Annotated in this window: 20 protein-coding genes; 9 read left to right on the top strand and 11 right to left on the bottom strand. The window is 39.0% G+C overall.

Translation table 11 applies throughout. The features are described from left to right. Positions 1-7 precede the first annotated feature (7 nt). The 4 genes from ribD to B9T35_RS14225 all read left to right on the top strand — a co-directional run bounded on the left by ribD (position 8) and on the right by B9T35_RS14225 (position 3,801). Positions 8-1,090, top strand: a complete 1,083-nt coding sequence (gene ribD / locus B9T35_RS14240) for a bifunctional diaminohydroxyphosphoribosylaminopyrimidine deaminase/5-amino-6-(5-phosphoribosylamino)uracil reductase RibD (protein ID WP_086191761.1) — start codon at positions 8-10, stop codon at positions 1,088-1,090. Then, positions 1,087-2,385 (top strand): DNA adenine methylase, encoded by a 1,299-nt coding sequence (locus tag B9T35_RS14235; RefSeq protein WP_086191760.1) that lies wholly within the window; start codon positions 1,087-1,089, stop codon positions 2,383-2,385. Before ribD ends, B9T35_RS14235 begins: the two co-directional genes overlap by 4 nt. Positions 2,386-2,406: 21 nt before the next feature. Next, positions 2,407-3,066 (top strand): riboflavin synthase, encoded by a 660-nt coding sequence (locus B9T35_RS14230; RefSeq protein ID WP_086191759.1) that lies wholly within the window; start codon positions 2,407-2,409, stop codon positions 3,064-3,066. 189 nt (positions 3,067-3,255) lie between these two features. Then, entirely contained in the window at positions 3,256-3,801 is a 546-nt protein-coding gene (locus B9T35_RS14225; RefSeq protein ID WP_086191758.1) for a VTT domain-containing protein, read from the top strand. Positions 3,802-3,916: 115 nt separating this feature from the next. On the opposite strand, the gene B9T35_RS14220 is transcribed toward B9T35_RS14225, so the two are convergent. The 4 genes from B9T35_RS14220 to B9T35_RS14205 form a co-directional block, all read right to left on the bottom strand. Then, a complete protein-coding gene (locus B9T35_RS14220; RefSeq protein ID WP_086191757.1) occupies positions 3,917-4,135 on the bottom strand; it encodes a hypothetical protein in 219 nt (72 codons plus the stop codon). Positions 4,136-4,284: 149 nt separating this feature from the next. Continuing rightward, positions 4,285-4,911, bottom strand: coding sequence for a hypothetical protein (locus B9T35_RS14215; RefSeq protein ID WP_228147158.1), 627 nt, complete (start codon positions 4,909-4,911; stop codon positions 4,285-4,287). A 28-nt stretch (positions 4,912-4,939) separates the two neighbouring features. Further along, on the bottom strand, positions 4,940-5,347 hold the full coding sequence (locus tag B9T35_RS14210) for a DNA polymerase III subunit chi (protein ID WP_086191756.1): 408 nt from the start codon (positions 5,345-5,347) through the stop codon (positions 4,940-4,942). Continuing rightward, positions 5,340-6,794: a leucyl aminopeptidase gene (locus B9T35_RS14205; RefSeq protein WP_086191755.1), complete on the bottom strand. Its 1,455-nt coding sequence runs from the start codon at positions 6,792-6,794 to the stop codon at positions 5,340-5,342. The genes B9T35_RS14210 and B9T35_RS14205 overlap by 8 nt, the downstream gene beginning before the upstream one ends. A 187-nt stretch (positions 6,795-6,981) precedes the next feature. Between B9T35_RS14205 and lptF the strand changes: the two genes are divergently transcribed. The 4 genes from lptF (at position 6,982) to B9T35_RS14185 (ending at position 12,047) form a co-directional block, all read left to right on the top strand. Then, on the top strand, positions 6,982-8,082 hold the full coding sequence (gene lptF, locus B9T35_RS14200) for an LPS export ABC transporter permease LptF (protein WP_086191754.1): 1,101 nt from the start codon (positions 6,982-6,984) through the stop codon (positions 8,080-8,082). After that, entirely contained in the window at positions 8,082-9,152 is a 1,071-nt protein-coding gene (gene lptG / locus B9T35_RS14195) for an LPS export ABC transporter permease LptG (RefSeq protein ID WP_086191753.1), read from the top strand. Before lptF ends, lptG begins: the two co-directional genes overlap by 1 nt. 140 nt (positions 9,153-9,292) lie before the next feature. Then, entirely contained in the window at positions 9,293-10,840 is a 1,548-nt protein-coding gene (gene gpmI / locus B9T35_RS14190) for a 2,3-bisphosphoglycerate-independent phosphoglycerate mutase (protein WP_086191752.1), read from the top strand. A gap of 28 nt (positions 10,841-10,868) precedes the next feature. After that, complete coding sequence (locus B9T35_RS14185; protein WP_086191751.1) at positions 10,869-12,047, top strand: S41 family peptidase; 1,179 nt, start codon at positions 10,869-10,871, stop codon at positions 12,045-12,047. 37 nt (positions 12,048-12,084) lie between these two features. Here B9T35_RS14185 and B9T35_RS14180 read toward each other — a convergent pair whose 3' ends face one another. From B9T35_RS14180 to B9T35_RS14170, 3 genes are read right to left on the bottom strand one after another with little or no spacing between them, the layout of a single operon-like run. Beyond that, on the bottom strand, positions 12,085-13,506 hold the full coding sequence (locus B9T35_RS14180) for a sigma-54-dependent transcriptional regulator (protein WP_086191750.1): 1,422 nt from the start codon (positions 13,504-13,506) through the stop codon (positions 12,085-12,087). A gap of 24 nt (positions 13,507-13,530) precedes the next feature. Then, positions 13,531-15,099 (bottom strand): sensor histidine kinase, encoded by a 1,569-nt coding sequence (locus tag B9T35_RS14175; RefSeq protein WP_086191749.1) that lies wholly within the window; start codon positions 15,097-15,099, stop codon positions 13,531-13,533. Positions 15,100-15,136: 37 nt separating this feature from the next. Next, positions 15,137-15,772, bottom strand: coding sequence for a response regulator (locus B9T35_RS14170; RefSeq protein ID WP_086191748.1), 636 nt, complete (start codon positions 15,770-15,772; stop codon positions 15,137-15,139). Positions 15,773-15,993: 221 nt separating this feature from the next. On the opposite strand from B9T35_RS14170, the gene pbpG reads away from it, so the two are divergent. Further along, on the top strand, positions 15,994-17,073 hold the full coding sequence (gene pbpG, locus B9T35_RS14165) for a D-alanyl-D-alanine endopeptidase PBP7/8 (protein ID WP_086191747.1): 1,080 nt from the start codon (positions 15,994-15,996) through the stop codon (positions 17,071-17,073). A gap of 154 nt (positions 17,074-17,227) precedes the next feature. Here the strand turns inward: pbpG and thrC are convergent, their stop codons facing one another. From thrC to xerD, 4 genes are all read right to left on the bottom strand, one after another. Next, positions 17,228-18,367, bottom strand: coding sequence for a threonine synthase (thrC, locus tag B9T35_RS14160; protein ID WP_086191746.1), 1,140 nt, complete (start codon positions 18,365-18,367; stop codon positions 17,228-17,230). A 157-nt stretch (positions 18,368-18,524) separates the two neighbouring features. Then, positions 18,525-19,829 (bottom strand): homoserine dehydrogenase, encoded by a 1,305-nt coding sequence (locus B9T35_RS14155; protein ID WP_086191745.1) that lies wholly within the window; start codon positions 19,827-19,829, stop codon positions 18,525-18,527. A gap of 136 nt (positions 19,830-19,965) precedes the next feature. Further along, positions 19,966-20,778 (bottom strand): DsbC family protein, encoded by an 813-nt coding sequence (locus B9T35_RS14150; protein ID WP_086191744.1) that lies wholly within the window; start codon positions 20,776-20,778, stop codon positions 19,966-19,968. A 249-nt stretch (positions 20,779-21,027) separates the two neighbouring features. Further along, complete coding sequence (gene xerD / locus B9T35_RS14145; RefSeq protein ID WP_086191743.1) at positions 21,028-21,945, bottom strand: site-specific tyrosine recombinase XerD; 918 nt, start codon at positions 21,943-21,945, stop codon at positions 21,028-21,030. Between the last annotated feature and the right edge of the window lie 22 nt (positions 21,946-21,967).

Raw genomic sequence — 21,967 nt, 5'->3', positions numbered from 1 at the left:
GAAAAACATGTCTGAGCTAAGCCAAGATCAATTTTGGATGCTTCAAGCTTTAGCTGAGGCGGAAAAAGCCATTTATCGAACTCGCCCAAATCCTGCGGTAGGTTGTGTGATTGTTAAAAATGGTGAAGTCGTTGGTCGAGGGGCGACAGCCCCTGTGGGTGGTTCTCATGCAGAAGTTTTTGCTTTGCGTGAAGCGGGTGACAATGCTCAGGCAGCAACAGCTTATGTCACTTTAGAACCATGTGCTCATTATGGGCGTACACCGCCATGTGCTAAAGGTTTGGTTGATGCAGGCATTTCTCGTGTGGTCGTTGCGTGCTTAGATCCGAATCCATTGGTTGCAGGAAAAGGTGTTCAAATCCTGAGAGATGCAGACATCGACGTTGATGTAGGCATCTGTACAGCAGAAGCCCAACAGTTGAATCAAGGTTTTTTAAAGGCAATGGCAACAGGTATGCCTTATGTTCGGTTGAAAATTGCATCGAGTTTAGATGGTCGCACAGCAATGGCATCAGGTGAGTCTAAGTGGATTACAGGTGCAGAGGCACGACAGGATGTGCAACATTGGCGTGCAATTTCAGGTGCAGTCATCACAGGTATAGAGACCATTTTAGCTGATGATCCGCAACTGAATGTTCGTCACATTCCCAATATTGATCTAGCAAATGTTGTGCAACCGAAACGTGTGATTTTAGATCGACAAGGCCGTTTACCTTTAGATGCGCAAATTTTACAAGTTCCAGAAACAGTCATGGTCATGGGGCCATTTCGACAGGAACTCGCAACATTAGGCGTGGTACAATTAGAAATACAGTCTTTAGCTGATTTATTAAAGACTTTAAAAGATTTTCAAATTTTTGATGTGTTGATTGAAGCGGGTGCGACACTTTCGAGCGCATTTTTGCAAGAACAATTGGTTGATGAAATGATCAGTTATATTGCACCTACTTTTTTAGGACAATCAGCACGCGCCATGTTCAATGCTGAATTTGACAGTATGGCTGAGCAACTCCGTTTTAAGTTACAAGATGTGACCCAACTGGGTGATGACTTACGCTTAAAACTTATCCCTTCGCAAGAGACAGTATGAATCCAGAGTCTTCGGTATATCACAAACGTCGTCATGCTGCGCGTACGACGGATGAGTATTTATTTAATCAACTTGTGCCTTACTTAGGTAACAAGCGCCGATTGCTCCATTTGATTTTAGAAGCACTTGAAATCACAGGAACATTACATACAGGTAGCAAACGAGCCCCTATTTTTGCAGATTTTTTTGCAGGAAGTGGAGTGGTTTCTCGTTTAGCTCGGCAAAATGGTTATCGTGTGATTGCCAATGACTGGGAACCTTATAGCCATGCTTTAAATCATGCCATCTTGGCATGTACAGACGCGCCTGCATTTAAAGAATTGGGTGGTTATCAAAAAGCCATTGATTATCTAAACCGTTTACCTGAAGTCAACGGTTGGGTGACGCATAATTTGTGCCCACGGAATGACGAAATTTATGATCCAAGTCGTGACCGTTTATTCTTTAAACGTCGTAATGGGATGCGTATAGATGCGATTCGTCAGCAAATTGCAACATGGCAAGCACAAGGTGCAATTGATGATGTAGAGATGAGTGCATTGCTTGCACCTTTGCTTTATTCAGCCAGTTTTGTGAGCAATACCAGTGGTGTATTCAAAAGTTTTCACCATGGTTGGGGTGGCAAAACTCAAACGGCATTAGAACGTATCGAGTCTTTATTGTGGTTATCACCCAGTCGTTTTTCAGAAGTAGGTGATTCAAAACAACAAACGCCAATGGCAGAAATGTGGTGTGTCGATGCACAACATCTTGCTAATCAAATGAGTAGTTTTGAGGTAGATGTTGCTTATCTTGACCCCCCTTATAATCAACATGCATATGGCAGTAATTATCACGTTTTAAATTCTTTAACGTTATGGGATCAAACCGATTTACCAACACCAGATACCAAAGGTTATAAGAGTGGAATTGATCGTGCATGGCGTAAAGAACGCCCAAGCCCATATAATTCTTCAAAGTATGCACAAGAAGCATATGAAAAATTATTATCGACAATCAATGCACGTTATATTCTGACCAGCTATTCAACTGATGGTAATATCGAAGCCAAAGATTTACTCAAAGCAAATTTAGAACGCGGAAAAGTAACCTTGTTAACACAAGATGTTCCCCGTTATCGTGTGAGTAAACAACGTCAGTCTGAGCGTGCACGTGTATTAGAATTTATTGTGATTACCGATACGCATGCGAAATCTGGACCACCATTAAGACAATTATTAGGGCAACTTTACCATTTTGCAGAATTGGGTGGTGTCGACACATCAGGTGTTAGCACACAATTGGCACTTTGGTAGCAACAATACGAGATTAAACTTATGTTCACAGGCATTATTGAAAGTTTAGGTAAAGTCGACAGTCTGCAAAGCGTAGGTGGCGATATTCGTTTACGTATTCATACCGATTTAGATATGTCAGATGTACATTTGGGTGACTCAATTGCAACCAATGGTATTTGCTTAACCGTGATCGATTGGGGTGAAAACTGGTATGCTGCGGATGTATCTCGTGAAAGTTTGAACCGTTCAACATTAGGCAATTGGCGAGCGGGTCAAGCTGTGAATGTTGAAAAAGCGATGTTGCCAACCACGCGTTTTGGTGGACATATTGTCAGTGGTCATGTGGATGCTGTGGGTGAAATTACCGTGGTTCGCTCAGATGCACGCTCTTTATATTTTGAAGTGACAGCACCTGTTGAAATTGCCAAGTATTTAGCTGAAAAAGGCTCAGTGACTGTGGATGGTATTAGCTTAACCATCAATCATTTGCGTGGAAATATTTTAAGTTTAAATTTGATTCCGCATACGGCTGAACGAACCAATATTGGAACGTGGAAAGTCGGTGCGAAAGTCAATTTAGAAGTCGATGTTTTGGCTCGTTATATTGAACGCCTACTTTTGGGTGACAAAGCTGCTGAACAAAAAACCGAGTCAAAGTTGAGCATGGAATTCCTTGCGGCTAATGGCTTTTTAAGATAAAAAGAACATATGATATTTTGCACAGCCTAATAATGATTAGGCTGTTTTTATTTTAGATTATGATGTTAATCGACATCTTGTATCAGTATTCACAAGTGCTTTGCTTTTCTTCTTTTAAGGAAAAATAAAAGGCATGATGCAAGAAGATTAAAATTATAGATAATTAAACTTTAAAGGAGGGGTAAAGCAGTGCTAGATTTTTTAATGCACCTTGAACAGCTACTACCAACTTTACTTGAGAGTTATGGTGTATGGATTTACGCCATTTTGTTTCTGATCATTTTTGCAGAAACAGGTTCAGTGTTTATGTTCTTCCTACCTGGTGATAGTTTACTGATTGCGATTGGTGCATTGTGCTCAACCTCTAATGTTTTACATTTACATTATATGGGGGTTTCTCTTTTTATTGCATCGGTACTCGGCTATATCGTGAATTACTACACAGGGCGAGTGCTTGGGCTTAAATTCTTTCATGAACATTCTAAAATATTTAAGCCTGCTTATATTCAGAAAACAGATCATTATTTTTTGAAACATGGTGGAAAAACCATTCTGATTGCTCGCTTTATTCCGTTCGTACGCTCCTTTGCACCTTTTGCTGCTGGAGCAGGGCATATGAGTGTGATGAGTTTTATGATTTATAATGTTTTGGGCGGTTGGATTTGGATTGCATTACTTCTAGGTCTTGGATATGGTGCAGGAAATCTGTTGTCTGCACTTTTGGGTATATTTTAAAACACTAAATCATTGAATAGATATTGGCAGAAGTATTTAAAAGTATGATTAATAAATAATCAAATGACCAAATTGAAAAAGCCCAGTCAGGGCTTTTTTTGAATTTAAAGCAGGCTTAATTTTTGATAATGGTAAAAGATGTTTGTTCAAACCATGTTCTTAATGAGCTTGGAAGGTCAATTGAAAATTGCCCTTTTTCAGATTCACGTGAAAAAAATACGGAAATAGATTGAAAATCTGCACGACTAATCAAGAGCTCTTGGGCAGAAACAGTCCATTTCTCACCTGAATTGAGTGTGGCAATTCGATTTGAGATTTGGTTCAGCATATCCATTTTATTTTCCTAAGCATCTAATGTAAGTCTTTTGAAAAGATAGGATTCTTGAACCTATCCATTAGAAAACATGACTATGATGTGACATTAACATGTCATTTTTGTGACATGAAAATAAAATAACTTAGAACTAAAATGGATAAGCTTTGCTATTTTTCTGCTGAAAACTGTGAGTGTTTTAAAATATATGCAATTTCTTCTGTTGCTGCTGTTTGTAATTTAGTGCGGAAAGATGAAACGGCTTGTTCTATTAACGTTTCTGCTTCTAATTCTAAACGTAAGCGTACACTCTCTAGTTCAGATGTAATTTGTTCATCTTGAATCCTAAATTGACCATTGGCATAGTCAATTGCAGGTGTTTCAGGGTTTTTACTATATCGTGAACTATATTCAACTGTTTCTTGATCAATAGAATGACGCAAGGCTGCCAAAGAAACAGTTTGTGCATTAAATTGACGAATTTCATCTTGTTGAAGTTGTTGATTATATTTTTGTTGTTGCTCACGTTTCTCCGCCAAAGAATTTTCTAAGGCAAGTTGTTTACGAACACGCGCTTCTTCAATCAGCTGTGCTTTTAAATCTGCGTAGGCTTGTTCACTTTTCAGTTGAGCCACTTGCATTGAACGTTGATCATTGGCAAGCCAAGACTCGATATTGCTCGCAGGATTTAAAAGATCACAGATTCGATTTAAGTCGTCCACAAACGCATGGCGTACAGCTTCAGGCGCATTTAACCAACGCTTTTTAAAATCCTGACCGACATTTAATGCCACCATGCATCTCCTTAAAACAAAACGACGACTTTTATAATTTAAATGTTTGAGGAACGATGCCTAATTTACGATAAGTCTTGAATTTTTCACGACCGATGTGTTTGGCATGTTCATCATTTTCAATGATTTCGATAATGTGACTAAATTGTGTCACTTGTTCAATTGCTTGATTGTTAAAATTAAACACAATCCATTCAGCAGACTCTGGTAAAACTGCGGAAATACAAATTGGTGCATGGGTTTGGTCAATCCCGTGAGCAAGAAAACTGCTCGGATCGAAACTCCACAAACGTTCATCCAACTGTTGTTGCATTTCTAAATCTGGACTATATAACCAGATTTTTGCAGATTTACGCAGAATCTTACGGCATAAACGACAAGCGCTTTCCACTTGTCGTTCAGGGCTTTTTTCAAACAGATAGAAGCTAACTTTAGCCATTTACATTCGCACGATTGATAATGAATTGCATCAATAGTGGAACTGGACGGCCTGTTGCACCTTTTGCAGCACCTGAATGCCAAGCTGTACCGGCAACATCTAAATGTGCCCAACGATATTCACGCGTAAAACGTTGTAAGAAGCAAGCCGCTGTAATTGAACCTGCTTGTGGACCTGAATTACCAATATTACCAATATCAGCAAAAGGCGAATCGAGCAGCTCTTGATAATCATCAATCACAGGTAAGCGCCATACACGGTCAAAGCTCTGTTCAGCGGCTTGGTTAATTTCTTGCGCAAGTTCATCGTCTGGTGTGAACAAACCACTGAGTAATTTACCTAAGGCAACAATACACGCACCTGTTAATGTTGCAATATCAATCACAACAGCAGGATTGAAACGTTTGATATAGGTCAAAGTATCACAAAGAACCAAACGACCTTCTGCATCAGTATTCAAAATTTCAACAGTTTGACCACTCATGGTCGTAACAATATCGCCTGGACGTGTTGCATGAGCTGAAGGCATATTTTCAGCCGCTGCAATGGCACCGACAACATGAATTGGAAGTTTGGCTTCGCAAAGTGCACGAATCGTTCCAAGAACAGATGCAGCACCACACATGTCAAACTTCATTTCATCCATACCAGCACCGGGTTTGAGTGAAATACCACCTGTATCGAAAGTCACGCCTTTACCGACGAGAACAATTGGTGCTTGATCTAGATCTGCTTTATATTCAAGGGTGATGATACGTCCTGGACGTTCAGAACCTTTTGAAACAGCCAAGAATGCATTCATACCCAAGTCAGCAATTTGCTGTTCTTCCAGTACCGTCACTTTTAATACATCTGGATACTCAGCAGCAAGCGCAACTGCTTGTTCCGCTAAATATTCAGGGAAGCAAATATTGGCAGGGCAGTTGCCTAAGTCACGTGCCAAGTTTTGCCCATGTTGAATCGCTTCAACTAAATTTAATTGTTCAGCATCTAAAGTGGTTTTTTCAGCAATTAGATTGATTTGTTCTAAGCTATAAGCATTCTTTTTCGACTTATACTCATCATAACCATATGCTGCTTGTGTTAAGTTTAATGCAAATAAATAATGTAACTCAGCAGGAATTGCGGAAATATCAATGCTGATTTGTTTGAATTTTTTTTGTGAAGCTTTAATCAGGCTTTGTGCAATTTTTGCCAATTTTGCTGGCTTTAATTCAGAGGCTTTATCTATGCCCAATAAAGCACTATTGGCCTGTAATGCAACTTTCCCGATTAATGGTAAAGTTTCGTTTAAACCTGCTTTAAATTGAACAGTGTTGATAATCACATCTAAATCATTGATGTGGTATGTGGATTTTGCTTGTTGTATATTTTCAGCATCAACCAAAATCAACAAATATTGACTAGATGTCTGCGCCGAAAATGACGTATTAATAGTAAGTTTCATATGCTGTAGTTGTGCCTGTAGAGACGTTGCAAATCATTAAACCATTGAAACACTACCAATGATAGAATTTCAATGTGGTTTTATATTTTTATCATTCGGGTAAACTATGCCGTGGTGAATAATTCAATCATGAATTGTTAAGCATCTTGCATATTCAGTCCGATTAACCCAATTTTGGAAGATTACTTTGATTATAAGACGTTATCTCGTCAAACAAGTGGTATCGACCTCGCTGGTTGTGATTACGCTACTCACGCTGATTATGATGGGCGGACGTTTGATCAAGTACTTTGGTGTTGCTGCGCAAGGGCGCTTAGATGTCAGTATTTTGTTCAGTATTATTGGGTATCGCTTGCCTGAATTTTTAACGCTGATTCTTCCACTGGGATTCTTTATTGGACTGATGTTGGTTTTTGGTCGTTTGTATGTTGATCATGAAATGGCAGTCTTAAACAGTAGCGGTGTGAGTAAACATCGATTGGCGCGGTTATTGATCCCATTGACTGTGGTTTATTTAATTGTACAAACAGCTTTAATGGTTTGGATTTCTCCTTGGGGGTTACGTCAATATTATCAACTGACCTCTACTCAAGCGATCCGTACCGGTTTTGATTTGGTTCGACCTAAAGAGTTTATTTCATCAGGTTCTTATACAATCTATGCGGGTTCATTGTCAGAAGATCGTAAGAATTTAAAAGATATCTTTTTTTACCAACGTGCAGAAAAAGAAGGTAAACCAGACGTGATGATTCTTGCCAAAGAAGCAACACGTGTCGAAATTGCAGATGATACCGCCAGTATTGTGGATTTATTGCAAGGTCGCCGTTATGAGATTTATCCAGATACTGCAAAATATACTCAGATTGAATTTCAGTCTTATCGATTACGATTAGAAAGTAATGATAAGGCTAAATTTGAAAGTGATGAAGTTGAAGCCCTGCCTTTTTCTAAGTTGTGGCAAACACGTGAAGACCCTGTTATTGCCAGTGAACTGGGTTGGAGAATTTTCGTACCATTTTCTGTGGTTGTTGCATTAGCATTGGTACTTGCGCTTTCTGAAGTAACCCCACGTCAAGGACGTTACTTAAAGCTTTTTCCTGCACTGCTAATTTTTGCCAGTTTAATTGTTGCTTTAATGGCAATTAAAACACGTGTCAGTAGAGATGAAATTGGTATATGGGCTTATCCTGCCGTATTGATGTTCTATACAATTGTAGCAGCATTGTTCTCTAGAAAACAAAAATTAGCGCCGAAAATCAAAAATCAAATCAAGCGGGTGAGATCATAATGTTAGCAGGTAAAATTTTAGCCAAACATGTGACCAAAACAACGCTACTTGCGATGCTTGGTGCGACCCTTATTTTGGCTGTTTTACAGATACTATTTACCTATTTAGGTGAATTGGGTTCTTTAAAACCCGATTATGGCGCTTGGCAGGCTTTACAATATGTCTTGTATAGTGCGCCTTATTATATCAATCAAATGTTGCCCATCGCTGCATTGATTGGTGCTGTGCTCGGATTGGGTGCATTGGCCTCCAATAGTGAACTCATCATTATGCGCGCAGCAGGCGTCAGCTTATGGCGTATTGTGGGGTGGGTGATGCGACCTGCATTACTTCTTGTCGTTATTTCTTTTGCTTTAACAGAATGGGTGATTCCTTATAGCACTGAACAAGCAAAGAGCGTGAAAACGCACCGTGGCGCTGCTGCTTTAGGGGAAGTAAAAGGCTATTGGACGCGTGAAGGTCAACGTTTTATTTATATTGATTATGCAAACTCAAAAGGTAGCTTAAAACAAATTCAAATCATGGATTTTGACCAAGATTACCGATTGAAATCATTGTTGAATGCTGAGCAAGGACAATTTATTCAAGATGGGAAATGGACATTAAGTAATTCCACACAAATGGATATTCTTACTGAAGGAAGTGCAACATTAACCAAATCAGCACAGCAAAATTTAGCATTGGCATTACAACCTAAATATGTACATATGGTCACGATTGACCCTGAAGATTTAGCACCAAGCCAATTGGTAAGCTTTATGCGTTATATGAATGAATACAGCCAAGTTTCAAAAACGTACCAATTGGCCTTTTGGAAAAATGTAGGTGCACCATTTGCACTATTGGCTTTGGTTTTGGTGGCATGTTCCTTTATTTTTGGCCCATTACGCCAACAATCCATGGGATTTCGTTTGGTCATAGCATTATTTGTCGGTCTCAGTTTTTACTATTTGCAGGACTTTTTAGGTTATGCAAGTTTAGTCTACGGACCTTCACCTGCTTGGTTTGTTTTTATCCCCATTATTGCAATGTTCGTGGCTGGAAGTTACTTACTTTATCGTGCGCGATAAGATTTTCCTGAGTAAAAACTCGGGTGTAAATTATAAAATAGATGGTGAAGATAGTTTAAAACCATCGTGTTCAGATAGTGTCTTATCTAGAAAATGGGTAAGATGTAATGATTAATTTGTAAGCAAAAAGAGTGTAAGTTATGACGGATGCAACTGCTGGAAAAATCCCTCACGTATTGGTAATTATGGATGGAGTCGGGCATCGTGAAGATGTGAAAGACAATGCTTTTCTAGCAGCAAAAACGCCAAATTTGACGGCAATGCAACAACAGCATCCACATAGTTTAATCTCTGGTTCCGGTGAAGATGTTGGCTTACCTGATGGTCAGATGGGTAATTCAGAAGTTGGTCATATGAATTTGGGTGCAGGTCGTGTTTTGTATCAGGACTTTACTCGAATTACCAAAGATATTCGTACAGGTGCTTTTTTTGAGCATGAAGTACTGATTGATGCTGTTGAGAAAGCCAAAGCTGCACAAGGTGCTGTACATATTATGGGGCTCCTTTCACAAGGTGGCGTACATTCACATGAAGACCATATTGTGGCAATGTGTGAACTTGCGCTAAAACGTGGTGTTCAAGTTTATTTACATACATTTTTGGATGGTCGTGATACTCCGCCACGCAGTGCACAACCCTCATTGGAAAAGTTTGATGCTTTATTTGCTCAATATCCAAATCAAGGTCGTATTGCGACTATGATTGGTCGTTATTTTGCAATGGATCGTGATAACCGTTGGGATCGTGTAGAACAAGCATATCGTTTGCTGACTGAAGGTGAAGCCGTACGTGTTGTCGATTCGGCAGTCGAAGGCTTAGAACAAGCTTATGCAGCAAAAGAAAATGATGAGTTTGTCAAGGCCACACGAATTGGTGAAATTGCTAAAATTCAAGATGGCGACAGCATTGTATTTATGAATTTTCGTGCAGATCGTGCACGTGAAATTACCAAAGCATTTGTAGAAAAAGATTTTGCTGGTTTTGAGCGTAAAGTTGTTCCAAATTTATCTAAATTTGTGATGTTAACGCGTTATCAAGCAACCATTGATGCTGCTGTTGCATATATGCCAGACGCGCTGAAAAACTCAATTGGTGAGTACCTATCAGATTTAGGTAAAACTCAATTGCGTATTGCTGAAACTGAAAAGTATGCCCATGTTACCTTCTTCTTTAGTGGTGGTCGAGAAGATGAATATCCAGGTGAAAAGCGTATTTTAATTCCATCACCGAATGTTGCAACTTATGATCTTCAGCCTGAAATGAGTGCTTATGAAGTCACAGATAAGCTGGTTGCTGCGATTAATTCAGGTGAGTTCGACTTATTGGTCGTGAATTATGCCAATGGTGATATGGTTGGGCATACAGGTGTATTTGATGCAGCCGTGAAAGCAGTAGAAGCTGTAGATGCAAGTCTAGGTCGTTTGTATGAGGCTGTTATGGCGAATCATGGGCACATGCTTGTCACCGCTGATCATGGTAATGTGGAACAAATGCAAGACTATGTGAGTGGCCAAGTACATACACAACATACCACTGAATTAGTACCATTCATTTATGTGGGCCCAACGGATGCAACCATTATTGAAGGTGGTGTATTGGCAGATGTAGCACCTACATTACTGACCTTGATGCAGATTCCTGTTCCGAAAGAAATGCAAGGGCGTAATCTGATCACACTCAAAGCATAATACGAATATTAAAAAATTAGGTATATGAATGACTCAAGCTTGGAAATATGTTGCGCTTATTGTTGCTTTACTTGCAAGTGGAAGTCATTCAGTTTGGGCTGCGGAAAGTAAAACTTCTGTAGCACTTGATTTTGATGATCCTGAAGAAAGTATTGAAGAAGTACCGATTGAATCGATTGAACAATTTGTGCAAATTTATGGTTTGGTGAAAGACAATTATGTGAGCGAAAAGCCAGATGATGTTTTATTTTTACAAGCAATTAAAGGATTGGTCAGTGGTTTAGATCATTATTCTCGCTACCTTTCCGCAGAAGACTATAAACAGCTTTTACAATATACCGAAGGTGATTTGGCGACAGTCGATTTTGAAATGAATTATGATAGTCATATTCGGCAATGGCAGATTAAAAATTTAAAAGAAAACTCTGACTCAAGTAAGTTGGGGCTTAAAAATGGTTTTACGATTTTTAAAATAGACAATCAAGAACTTAAGAATTTAAATGTAGAACAAGTGGATGACTTACTTCATGGTTCAATTGGTTCGAGCCTGCAATTACAATTGAATGCCAATAGTCCAGCAGTTACGGTTGTTCGAAATAAAAAAGTTGATGTTGCGGATATAGAAGCTGTGATGCTACACAATCAGGTTTTAGTGCTTAAAGTTAAAGTCTTTCAGCAAGATACTGCCAATGAAATGAAACGCCTAATTGAAGAATATAATCCTCAACGCATCAAAGCAATTTTAGTGGATCTTCGAAATAACCCAGGTGGCTTATTGTCCTCCGCGGTTGAAACAGCCGATTTATTTTTAAATCAAGGCACAATTGTTTCAACCCAAAGCCGTTCTGAAGGGAATCAACAATTCCAAGCATTGCCTGGTAATGAGTTTCCCACGATTAAATTAGGTATTCTTATTAATGGTCGTTCGGCATCAGCGGCAGAAGTTTTTACTGCGGCTATGAAAGATCATCAACGGGCTTGGATTATGGGGGAGAAGAGCTATGGTAAAGGCGTTGTACAGAAGCTTTTTCCTTTACCAAATGGTGCAGCCTTACAAATGACTGTCTCGCATTACTTCACGCCGAATGGCAGTATGATTGATGGACAAGGAATTCGCCCAAATCAAGATTATCCTTGGCCTTTAGAAATGAAGGAAGATACCTATTTGAACAATGTCGCAGAACAATTGCTCAAGCATGGAAAATAGAACCAAACTCATCTCTTAGATTCTATTTTTCTTTGATTTAATCATCAATATCTAGTCCAAACTTTTTCAAACGATAACGCAAAGAGCGAAAGGTCATCCCAAGTTTTTTTGCGGCAAGCGTTCTATTCCAATGCGTTTGATTGAGCGCGGTGAGTAGAACATCTTTTTCCACTTTTTCTAAAAACTGTTCTAAACCTTCTTCAGGAATTTTAGCTTCATCAATGTATAAAGATGATGTGTTTTTTGTAGATGTATCTATGCTTTGTTGATGTTGCCCTGCATTCTCATTCTTTGCGATAACACGAATCGGTGAGCTTTGTAGATGGGTTAAATCAATATAGCTTTCATCACTTAACGTAATAGCACGTTCAATGATGTTGCGTAACTCTCGAACATTACCTGCAAAATACTGTTGTAATAAGAATGTTTTGGCATTGTCGGTTAGATTTTTTGTCGTAATTTTCCACTCATGACAAATTTGCGCAATAAAATGCTCTGCGAGAATTAGAATATCTTGTCCACGTTGTCGGAGTGGTGGCAACTGGATATCCATGACATGGATACGGAAAAATAAATCTTGGCGGAATTTGCCTTGTTGTACCAGATATTCGAGATTTTGATGACTCGCACTAATAATACGAAAATCAACTTCAATTTCTTTATCACTGCCCAAAGGTCTAATTTTTTTCTCTTGAACTGCACGTAAGAGTTTGGCTTGCATCGCTAAAGATAATTCAGCAATTTCATCTAAAAATAAACAACCGCCATCAGCGGCTTGAATTAAGCCTTGTTTGTCTTGAGTCGCACCTGAAAAGCAGCCTTGTTTATGTCCAAACAATTCGCTTTCCATTAATTCTTCTGAAATTGCACCGCAGTTGATGGCAATAAATGGACAGTCATTACGATTGCTGAGTTGATGGATTAAGTTGGCAACGACTTCTTTACCTGTTCCAGATTCACCTGTAATAAAAACAGGGGCTTGTGATCGAGCAATTTTTTTAATGGATTCACGAAGTTTTTGCATCGGTTCTGAATCACCAATGAGCATTCGACATTCCAATTGATCACTGGCTAAAGCGTCAAGGGGTGGAACATGTAAAGCTTTTTGCAATAATTGATGCAAATGAATTTGATTGATTGGTTTACTCACAAAATCAAAAGCACCTGCTTTTAAGGCAGAAATTGCAATTTCCATATTGCCATAAGCAGTAAGCACTGCGATGGGGGTCTTCGGGTAGTTTTGAGTGACATGGCGAACCAGATCTAAACCACTGCCATCGGGTAGATTCAAATCCGTAATGCAAGCATCGTATTTATATTCGCTAAAAAAATGAATGGCTTGGCGTAAGTGATGTGCAATATGAGTTTTAATGCCCATTCGCGCTAAAGTCATTTGCATGAGCGTGCATAAATCATGCTCGTCATCGACTAATAAAACCAAAGGTTGCTTTGTACCCATATCCCCAAAAAACCTACTTAAAATCTAATCCATGAGTGGGCATTCAATTCTGAAACATGCCCCTTGTTGTTTTTGCTCAACGTATATGAGCTTTGCTTGATTAGCTTCACAAATACTATGTGATAGATATAATCCTAAACCAGTTCCATTGATTTCGGTACTAAAAAATGGTTGAAATAGTTGCGATAAGTCATGTTTTGAAATGCCTTCTCCAAAATCAATCACATCAATGAGTGTAGCACGCTTACTTTGATAAACATGTAAGCGGATAAATTCAGCATCTTCAGCATTATGTCGAATGGCATTACGAATTAAATTGATGAGTACTTGTCTAAGTTGTAATTCATCAAAATAAATATTTAATGAAGTTTCAATTTCAAAATGAATGAGTTGTTGTACATCCTGTAAATCATGCTGAATGAGGTCATCTATAAAAGGTTTTAAGTAGACTTTAGCGAATGATGTTTTTTTGTTTTTTGCCATATCCAAGGTATCTTTAATAATTTTATCAATACGTTGAGCTTGCTTTGAAATCATTTGAGTGAGTAGTTGATTTTGCTCAGCATCACTGCCTAAATTCAGCTCATTGGCTTGTACAATGGCTGCCAAAGGATTACGAATTTCATGTGCAATACTGGCAGAGAGTTGTCCCAATGCAGCGAGTTTGAGTTGTTGAACTTTTTGATTGATTTTTTGTGCATCTTCTAAAACCAATAAGGTTAAAGCTTGTTGTGGAACAATTAACTTTTGAACACGAATATCTACGCTATAGGTGGTCTGTTGTGATTCAAATTGAAAACGCTCACCATCTCTCAGAGAAGCTGTTTTAATCATCTCAAACAAGTCAGGTTGAAATGTCGCAAGGTGGTATTGTTCGTGCGCATACAGCGGTGAGATGCCCAATAAAGCGCATGCAGCAGGGTTGCTCACTACAATTTTGCATTGCTCATCTAAGACCAGATAACCGACTTCAATTTGCTCTAGGATATAGCGATTAATATTTTGTAATTTAAATAACTCAATCGATTGATGCGTATTTAACGATTCTAGAACTTGGAAGCGACGAATGGCAATTTGCCCGATGCCGTAAACAATAAAGAAAAGAAAAGCGAGTAAGGCACTATTACCAATATTGTTGAGATTGGATGAATCAAAAAAACTACCAAAAAATTGCTGGTACACTACGGAAATTACCGCAGCTAAGGTAATCAAAAGCGCTTTATTTTTGGTCAGTAGAAAATTTGCAGCAAAAACAGTAATGACAAATAAGAGCCCAATGGCAAGATTAGGACCACCTAATGCAAAGGTGAGTGCACTTAAAAAGATGACATCAATACAAAAAACCGCAATAAATTGCCGAGAAATTGCATGTGGATAGAGCTTGAGTACAAACATCTGTAGCGCACTAAGCGTGGTATAAATAATCAGTGCGTAAAAATATAAGCTAGGATATTGATAATGCGCCGTTTGATGTTCCAGTGTAACGACAAAAATCAAGGTTAAACAAAAGGCAATAATTAAACGGTATGCGGAATACAATGTGCCTAAGCGGTAGATCGTTTGATAAATAGGAACAGATACCGTAGGCGACATAAGTGTACTCTTGTGATTCTTTTTTACGTGACAGTTTTTAAGGCTTAATTAACCCATAGCGAATCGCTAAATGCGTTAATTTAACATCACTGTCGAGATTGAGTTTTTCAAATATTCGATATCGATAAGTATTGACGGTTTTAACACTGACAAAAAGCTTATCTGATATTTCTTGGGCGCTAATACAATTCACCACCATCATAGCAACTTGCATTTCACGTTCAGAGAGTGCATCGAAGGGTGAGGTTTGTGTGTCAGATAAATATGAGCTTGCCAATTGTTCTGCAATATCAGCACTAAAATATTTTCCACCTTGCATGACTTTTTTAATGGCACGAACCATTTCTGTAATGGGTGCACCTTTGGTGATATAACCTCTTGCACCTGCTTTCAATAACAGTGAAGGGTAGGGCTCTTCAGCCAAGCCACTCACAGCAAGTACTTTGGTTTCAGGCGCCGTTTGTAATAAACGTCGTGTTGTTTCTACTCCACCTATACCAGGCATATTTACATCTAATAAAACGATATTGGGATGATGCTGACGTACCAAAGCAATCGCTTCTTCACCCGATTCAGCTTGTCCAATCACTTGGATATCCATCTGATCTTCAAGCATACGACAAATACCAGTGCGCACTAATTCGTGGTCATCAACAACTAAAACTGTAATCACATTGCACCTCCTTTGTATATTAAATATCATGTTTTTTGTTACATAACGCAAAATTCACTTGCAATGTCATAACAAAATTAGCAATGCTATCCTAATCTTTTATTAGAAATCGTTATGCACAATCTCGTGAGTTCATATTATCCGCGTCATCGTGTAAATGTAAGTCATATTTGAGGTAAGAAGCAAGATTGCTAAATACCCCCTAAGATGAGTAGGTTATCGTGAAAAAATCTAAAAAAATGCTAAAGCATATACTGAGTTTATCCGTACTACTCAGTTTGAGTTCAACAAGTTTTGCAGATCTTGTGATTAATTCCTCGGGGAATAGTGGTCAAGCTTCAATCAATTGGTCTGCTGATGATGCGAACCAACTGCTCAACAGTGATGTAACGGCAACAACCAGTACTGCAAATAGTAATATTAGTAATCTAGAGCCTTCACCACAAGGTTCAGCAACAGTAACAACAACACTGCGTCAGTTGAACAGTGTTTCTGTTAGCTCTGCACCGAAGACGGTACAAATTTTTGATACTAGTAGTTATAGTAACCAACCTTCTGTAAATGCACGTGCTGCTTTGGTCATGGATGCGAAAACAGGCGAAGTCTTGTTTAGTAAAAATACCAATACAGCAATGCCAATTGCATCAATCACAAAATTGATGACGGCTGTGGTGACTGCTGATGCACGTTTAAATATGTCTGAAGACATTACTTTGCAACAGATTGATTTTGCAGGCGCAGGTGGTAAAAATTCAAGCTCGACCTTAAAAGCGGGCGATACGATGAATCGTGCAGAGATGTTGTTGGTTGCATTGATGAAGTCTGAAAATCCTGCTGCGGCTGCTTTAGCACGAACCTATCCAGGTGGCCGTCCTGCATTTATTGCAGCAATGAATTCTAAAGCACGTCAATTGGGCATGAACTCAACCCATTATGCAGAATCAACAGGTTTAGATCCGCATAACGTCTCTTCAGCGCGTGATTTAGGCATTTTGGTGAGTGCGGCATCTCAGTATGGTTTGATCCGTCAATTCTCCACCACAGCGCATTACGATTTCAATTTGGGCTATCGTGTATTGAAGTCTAACAACACCAATGCGCTTGTTCGTAATGGTGGCTGGAATATTAATATTTCAAAAACTGGTTATATTAATGAAGCAGGGCGTTGCGTTGTGATGCACACAACAGTAAATAATCGTCCAGCAGTGGTTGTTTTACTGGGTGCAAGTACTTCTCAAGCACGTACCAATGATGCAACAAACTTGCTGAATTGGGTGAGTAATTTACCAAAACGTATTTAATTTTTGATTCGCTTAAATTGATTTGAAAAAGCTCCTATTGAGGAGTTTTTTTATGAACAGCGATTATAGATTTTGTGCATGAAAATTTTATATAACAGTCTATTCATCGAATAAAAAAACCTGCACTGGGCAGGTTTTTTACTCATATTCAGTTTTACATATTTGAAAGAATAGATTCTTTTACTTGGTTCATGGTTGCATCAATTGAAAGCATAACGGCATCTTCACATTGCTTGATTGCAGTATCAGGATCTTTAAGACCGTTGCCTGTTACAGTACAAACAATCACTGAACCTTCAGCAATTTTACCAGCTTTAATATCACGCATTGCACCGCCAATAGAAGCAGCAGATGCAGGTTCAACAAATACACCTTCATACATAGAAAGCATACGTTGCGCATCTAAAATTTCAGCATCAGTTAATTCATCGAACCAACCTTCTGATTCTTTAACTACGGCTTTTGCATGATTGAAGCTTTGTGGGTTACCAATACGAATTGCTGTTGCAACCGTTTCAGGGTCAGAAATAGGGCCGCCACGAAGGAATGGTGCAGCACCAGACGCTTGATAGCCAACCATTATTGGACGACCCGCTGGTTTAGCACCAGTGAAAGCATCCGCTTCAGCATCATAAATTACTTGATCTCTTGGATATTCAAAAGATTCAGTCAATGCTTCGGTATAACCCATCCAATGTGCTGTGATATTACCCGCATTACCCACAGGTAAGCAGTGATAATCAGGTGCACGACCTAAAGCATCCACAATTTCATATGCAATTGTTTTTTGACCTTGTAGGCGGTAAGGGTTGATTGAGTTCACAATCGTCACAGGTGCTTGATCAGCCACTTCTTTAACCAAACGCATACCGTCATCGAAATTACCACGAATCTGCATGGTGATTGCGCCGTACATCATTGCTTGAGCCATTTTACCCATTGCAATTTTGCCTTCAGGAATTAAAACAAATGCTTTAATGCCTGCACGAGCAGCATATGCGGCAGCAGCAGCAGAAGTATTCCCTGTAGATGCACAGATAATGGCTTTAGAGCCTTCTTCAACCGCTTTTGTGACAGCCATGGTCATACCACGGTCTTTAAATGAACCAGTCGGGTTTAAACCCTCATACTTCACATAAATTTCAACGTCTTTACCAAGAATACGCGGAATGTTTTCAAGCTTAATGAGAGGGGTGTTCCCTTCATTGAGTGAAATTGCACGAGTTGTTGGTGATACTGGCAAGCGGTCACGATAGCGATCAACAAGTCCTGTATAGCGATTAGCATGAGACATGATGGTATTCCAATTGTATGTAGAGCAAATTTTGGTGTTCTTTTTATCTCTCTATCCGATTTTTCAATGGACAAGGAAGATGTATAAATTCGATATATTTCAAATTCATCGCTATCTTCCTTATACAAAGCAAGGTTCAGAGAGATTTAAAACCCGATTAGTTATCAAGCAATTCTAAACGAATTCGTACGATTTCGCCATGAATCACAGGCAAAGCTTGAATCTGAGTAATCGCTGCATTCATTTTAGATTCCACGATTGGATCAGTTAAAATCACAATTGGAATCAAATCTTTTAAGCGCGGTTGTTGCATGATGGCATCAATACTAATACCTGCACGACTTAAAATGGTCGTTACATCTGCAAGTACGCCCATTTTATCTTCAGCATTCAAACGCAAGTAATAACCTGTGGTCATTTCATCGCTACTTAAAATATTGAGATCAGACAATGCTTCAAAGGCAAGTTGTGGAATCGTGCCTGCACCATCTTCGGTATAAATGATGTCACGAACAATATCGATCACGTCTGCAACGACAGCAGAAGCCGTAGGTCCTGCACCTGCACCCGCACCGTAATACAGTGTTGGACCAACCGCATTGGCTTGTACCAGTACGGCATTTTTTACGCCATTTACATTGGCAATCAATTCTTCTTCAGGAATCAATGTTGGATGAACACGCAGTTCAATGCCCTTGTCTAAACGACGTGCAATACCTAAATGTTTAATGCGATAGCCAAGCTCTTCAGCATATTTAACATCTTGAGCTGTCACTTTGGTAATACCTTCGGTATACACCTTGTCAAACTGTAAAGGAATACCAAATGCACATGATGCAAGAATCGTGAGTTTATGTGCAGCATCAATACCTTCCACATCAAAAGTCGGATCTGCTTCTGCATAACCTAATTCTTGTGCTTCTTGTAATACATCTGCAAAGGCACGACCTTTTTCACTCATTTCAGTGAGAATGAAGTTACCTGTACCATTGATGATCCCAGCAAGCCAATCAATTTTATTGGCAGCCAAACCTTCACGAATCACTTTAATAATGGGAATACCACCAGCAACAGCTGCTTCAAATGCAATTTGCACATGATGCTCATCCGCGGCTTTAAACAATTCATTGCCATGTTCAGCAAGTAGTGCTTTATTTGCAGTGACAATGTGTTTGCCATGTTTCATCGCTTCCATGATGATTTCATAAGCAGGATGAATACCACCCATCACTTCAACCACAACATCGACATCGGGCTGACGCACGATGTCCATAAGGTTTGCACTTTGTTTAACACTTTCTGGTAAATTTAAATCTGGGCGAGGACGGCGTGTACCTACATGGGTAATTTGAATTTCACGACCGGTGCGACGTCTAATTTCAGCAGCGTTTTCTTGTAATAGTTTAAGGGCTCCACCACCAACGGTACCTAGACCGAGTATAGCCAGACGAACTGGTTTCACGTCACACTCCAAAAAAATATATAAATTATATTAAAGATAGATCATAGCTAAAAAATGCGCCAGACTCTAGGGTCTAGCGCATCTTTATATTTGTTTATTAAAAATCGATAAATAATAGTTAAATAACTAATAAATATTAGTTATTTAAGCGCTTATCTAAGTCATCAGCAGTCATGTAACCACCCAGATATTCACCATCTGCATTGTAGATTGCAGGAGTGCCATTCACACCCATATTTAAGCCTAATTGGTATTGATCTTTCACAGGATTTTTACATGTTGCAGGTGGAAGGTGCGCACCCGCAACAGCTTGAGTAAAGGCAGCTTGACGGTCTGCACTACACCAAACACTTTCCATGGCAGGCATAAATTGCTCACCACGTGGCCAAGCGATATAGCGAACTTCAATTCCTTTTGCTGTAATCTCAGGAATGTGCTCATGCAATTTATGGCAATACGGGCAACTTGCATCTGTGAAGATGTAAACGACATGCTTGGCTTTGCCCTTGGTTGGATAAACCAATAAGTCTTCTACTTTTAACGCAGCAAGATGCTTTTTATTCTCTACAGCTTGCAGTTTATCACTAATACTGCTGAGTTTTTTATCACCTAAACGGATTACATCACCTTGAATAATGTATTTACCATCGCTAGTTGCATAGACTGAACTCATACCTTCCATGCTCACCCAATATAAACTTGGGACTTCAGTGGCTTTGACATCAAGAATTTTGGCATTGATATTCGCAGTTTTAAAATTCTTTTGTAACGTGTCAATGAGTCTTTGTTTCGCATTACGCTCAGTTAGATTCGAAGCTTCACCTGTGGCAGGCGCTGTTGCTGTCAAAGTATCATCTTTTTTAGCACCATCAGATTTAGAACAAGCACTGAGTGCTGTTGCACTCGCAAGCATACAAGCAATCATCAATTTTGAACGGTTCAATTGCATAAACAACTCTTTATGTTTTTCAGCTTTATTTTGAGTGGATAAGCATAACAAAAAAAATCAGCTCATTCGTTAAAACATGATTAAGGGATGTAAATTGGCGATATAAATAATATTGTGGATAGATCTCAGTCTTTAAACATCTTGCATAAAGATGAACATACTCTTTGGATTTTTCCTTAAATAACACTCGAAAGTTTTGTGTGAAAGTGTAGTGAACTTGAATATTTAAAAAATTAAGTTGAACGTGTTTTATGCACGTGGATGATGTTGCGCATGTAATTGTTGCATACGGACTTGTGCGACATGGGTATAAATCTGTGTGGTGGATAAGTCACTATGTCCGAGTAGCATTTGTACGACACGTAAATCGGCACCATGATTCAGCAGATGTGTTGCAAAAGCGTGGCGTAAGGTATGTGGAGAAAGCTCCATTTGTACACCTGCTTGTAAAGCATAACGTTTAATCGCATACCAAAAATTCTGACGACTCATGATTCCGCCGTGCTGAGTTAAAAATAAGTAGTCAGTGGCTGATTTATAGAGTTGAGCGCGTGCTTCTGATAAATATTTTTCTACCCATTCACATGCAACTTCACCCAATGGTACTAGACGTTCTTTATTGCCTTTACCAAGAACGCGTAAATAGCCTTGTTTTAAATTAATTAAATCAATACGTAAGTTAGTCAATTCAGAGACTCGTAAGCCACATGCATAGAGCACTTCAAGCATGGCACGATCTCGTAAACCTAATGCTGTATTAATATCGGGTGCGTGAATGAGTGCTTCGACATCTTCTTCAGATAAATCTTTGGGTAAGGCTCTGCCTAATTTTGGCGTTTTGTGCGAAGCAATCGGATTATCTAAACGAATTTTTTGTTCACGTAAAAACTTAAAAAAAGAACGTAAAGCCGACAAAGTACGCGCAATAGAGCGCGGGCTTTTACCTTGTTTGGTCAAAGCAATTAAAACATCTGAAATATCATCATGCGTCCATTGCGGTAAATGATGTTGAACACATTCACTGGCTTGAATTAAATCAGATAGATAGGCATTACGTGTATGTGGACTAACCGTTTGTGCGATTAAATAATCACGGTAACCTTGTAGAAAGCTCAACTGTTCAGGAATGGTCACTGCTGTAGGAATGCGTGGTTTTTTGTTGAGCATGAGTTAAGTTTTCAAATGTCAT

The sequence above is a fragment of the Acinetobacter sp. ANC 3832 genome, from assembly GCF_002135415.1.
Classification (GTDB): Bacteria; Pseudomonadota; Gammaproteobacteria; order Pseudomonadales; family Moraxellaceae; genus Acinetobacter.
Note: the sequence above shows the minus strand (reverse complement) of the source record. Positions and strands in the feature narration are given on the sequence as shown.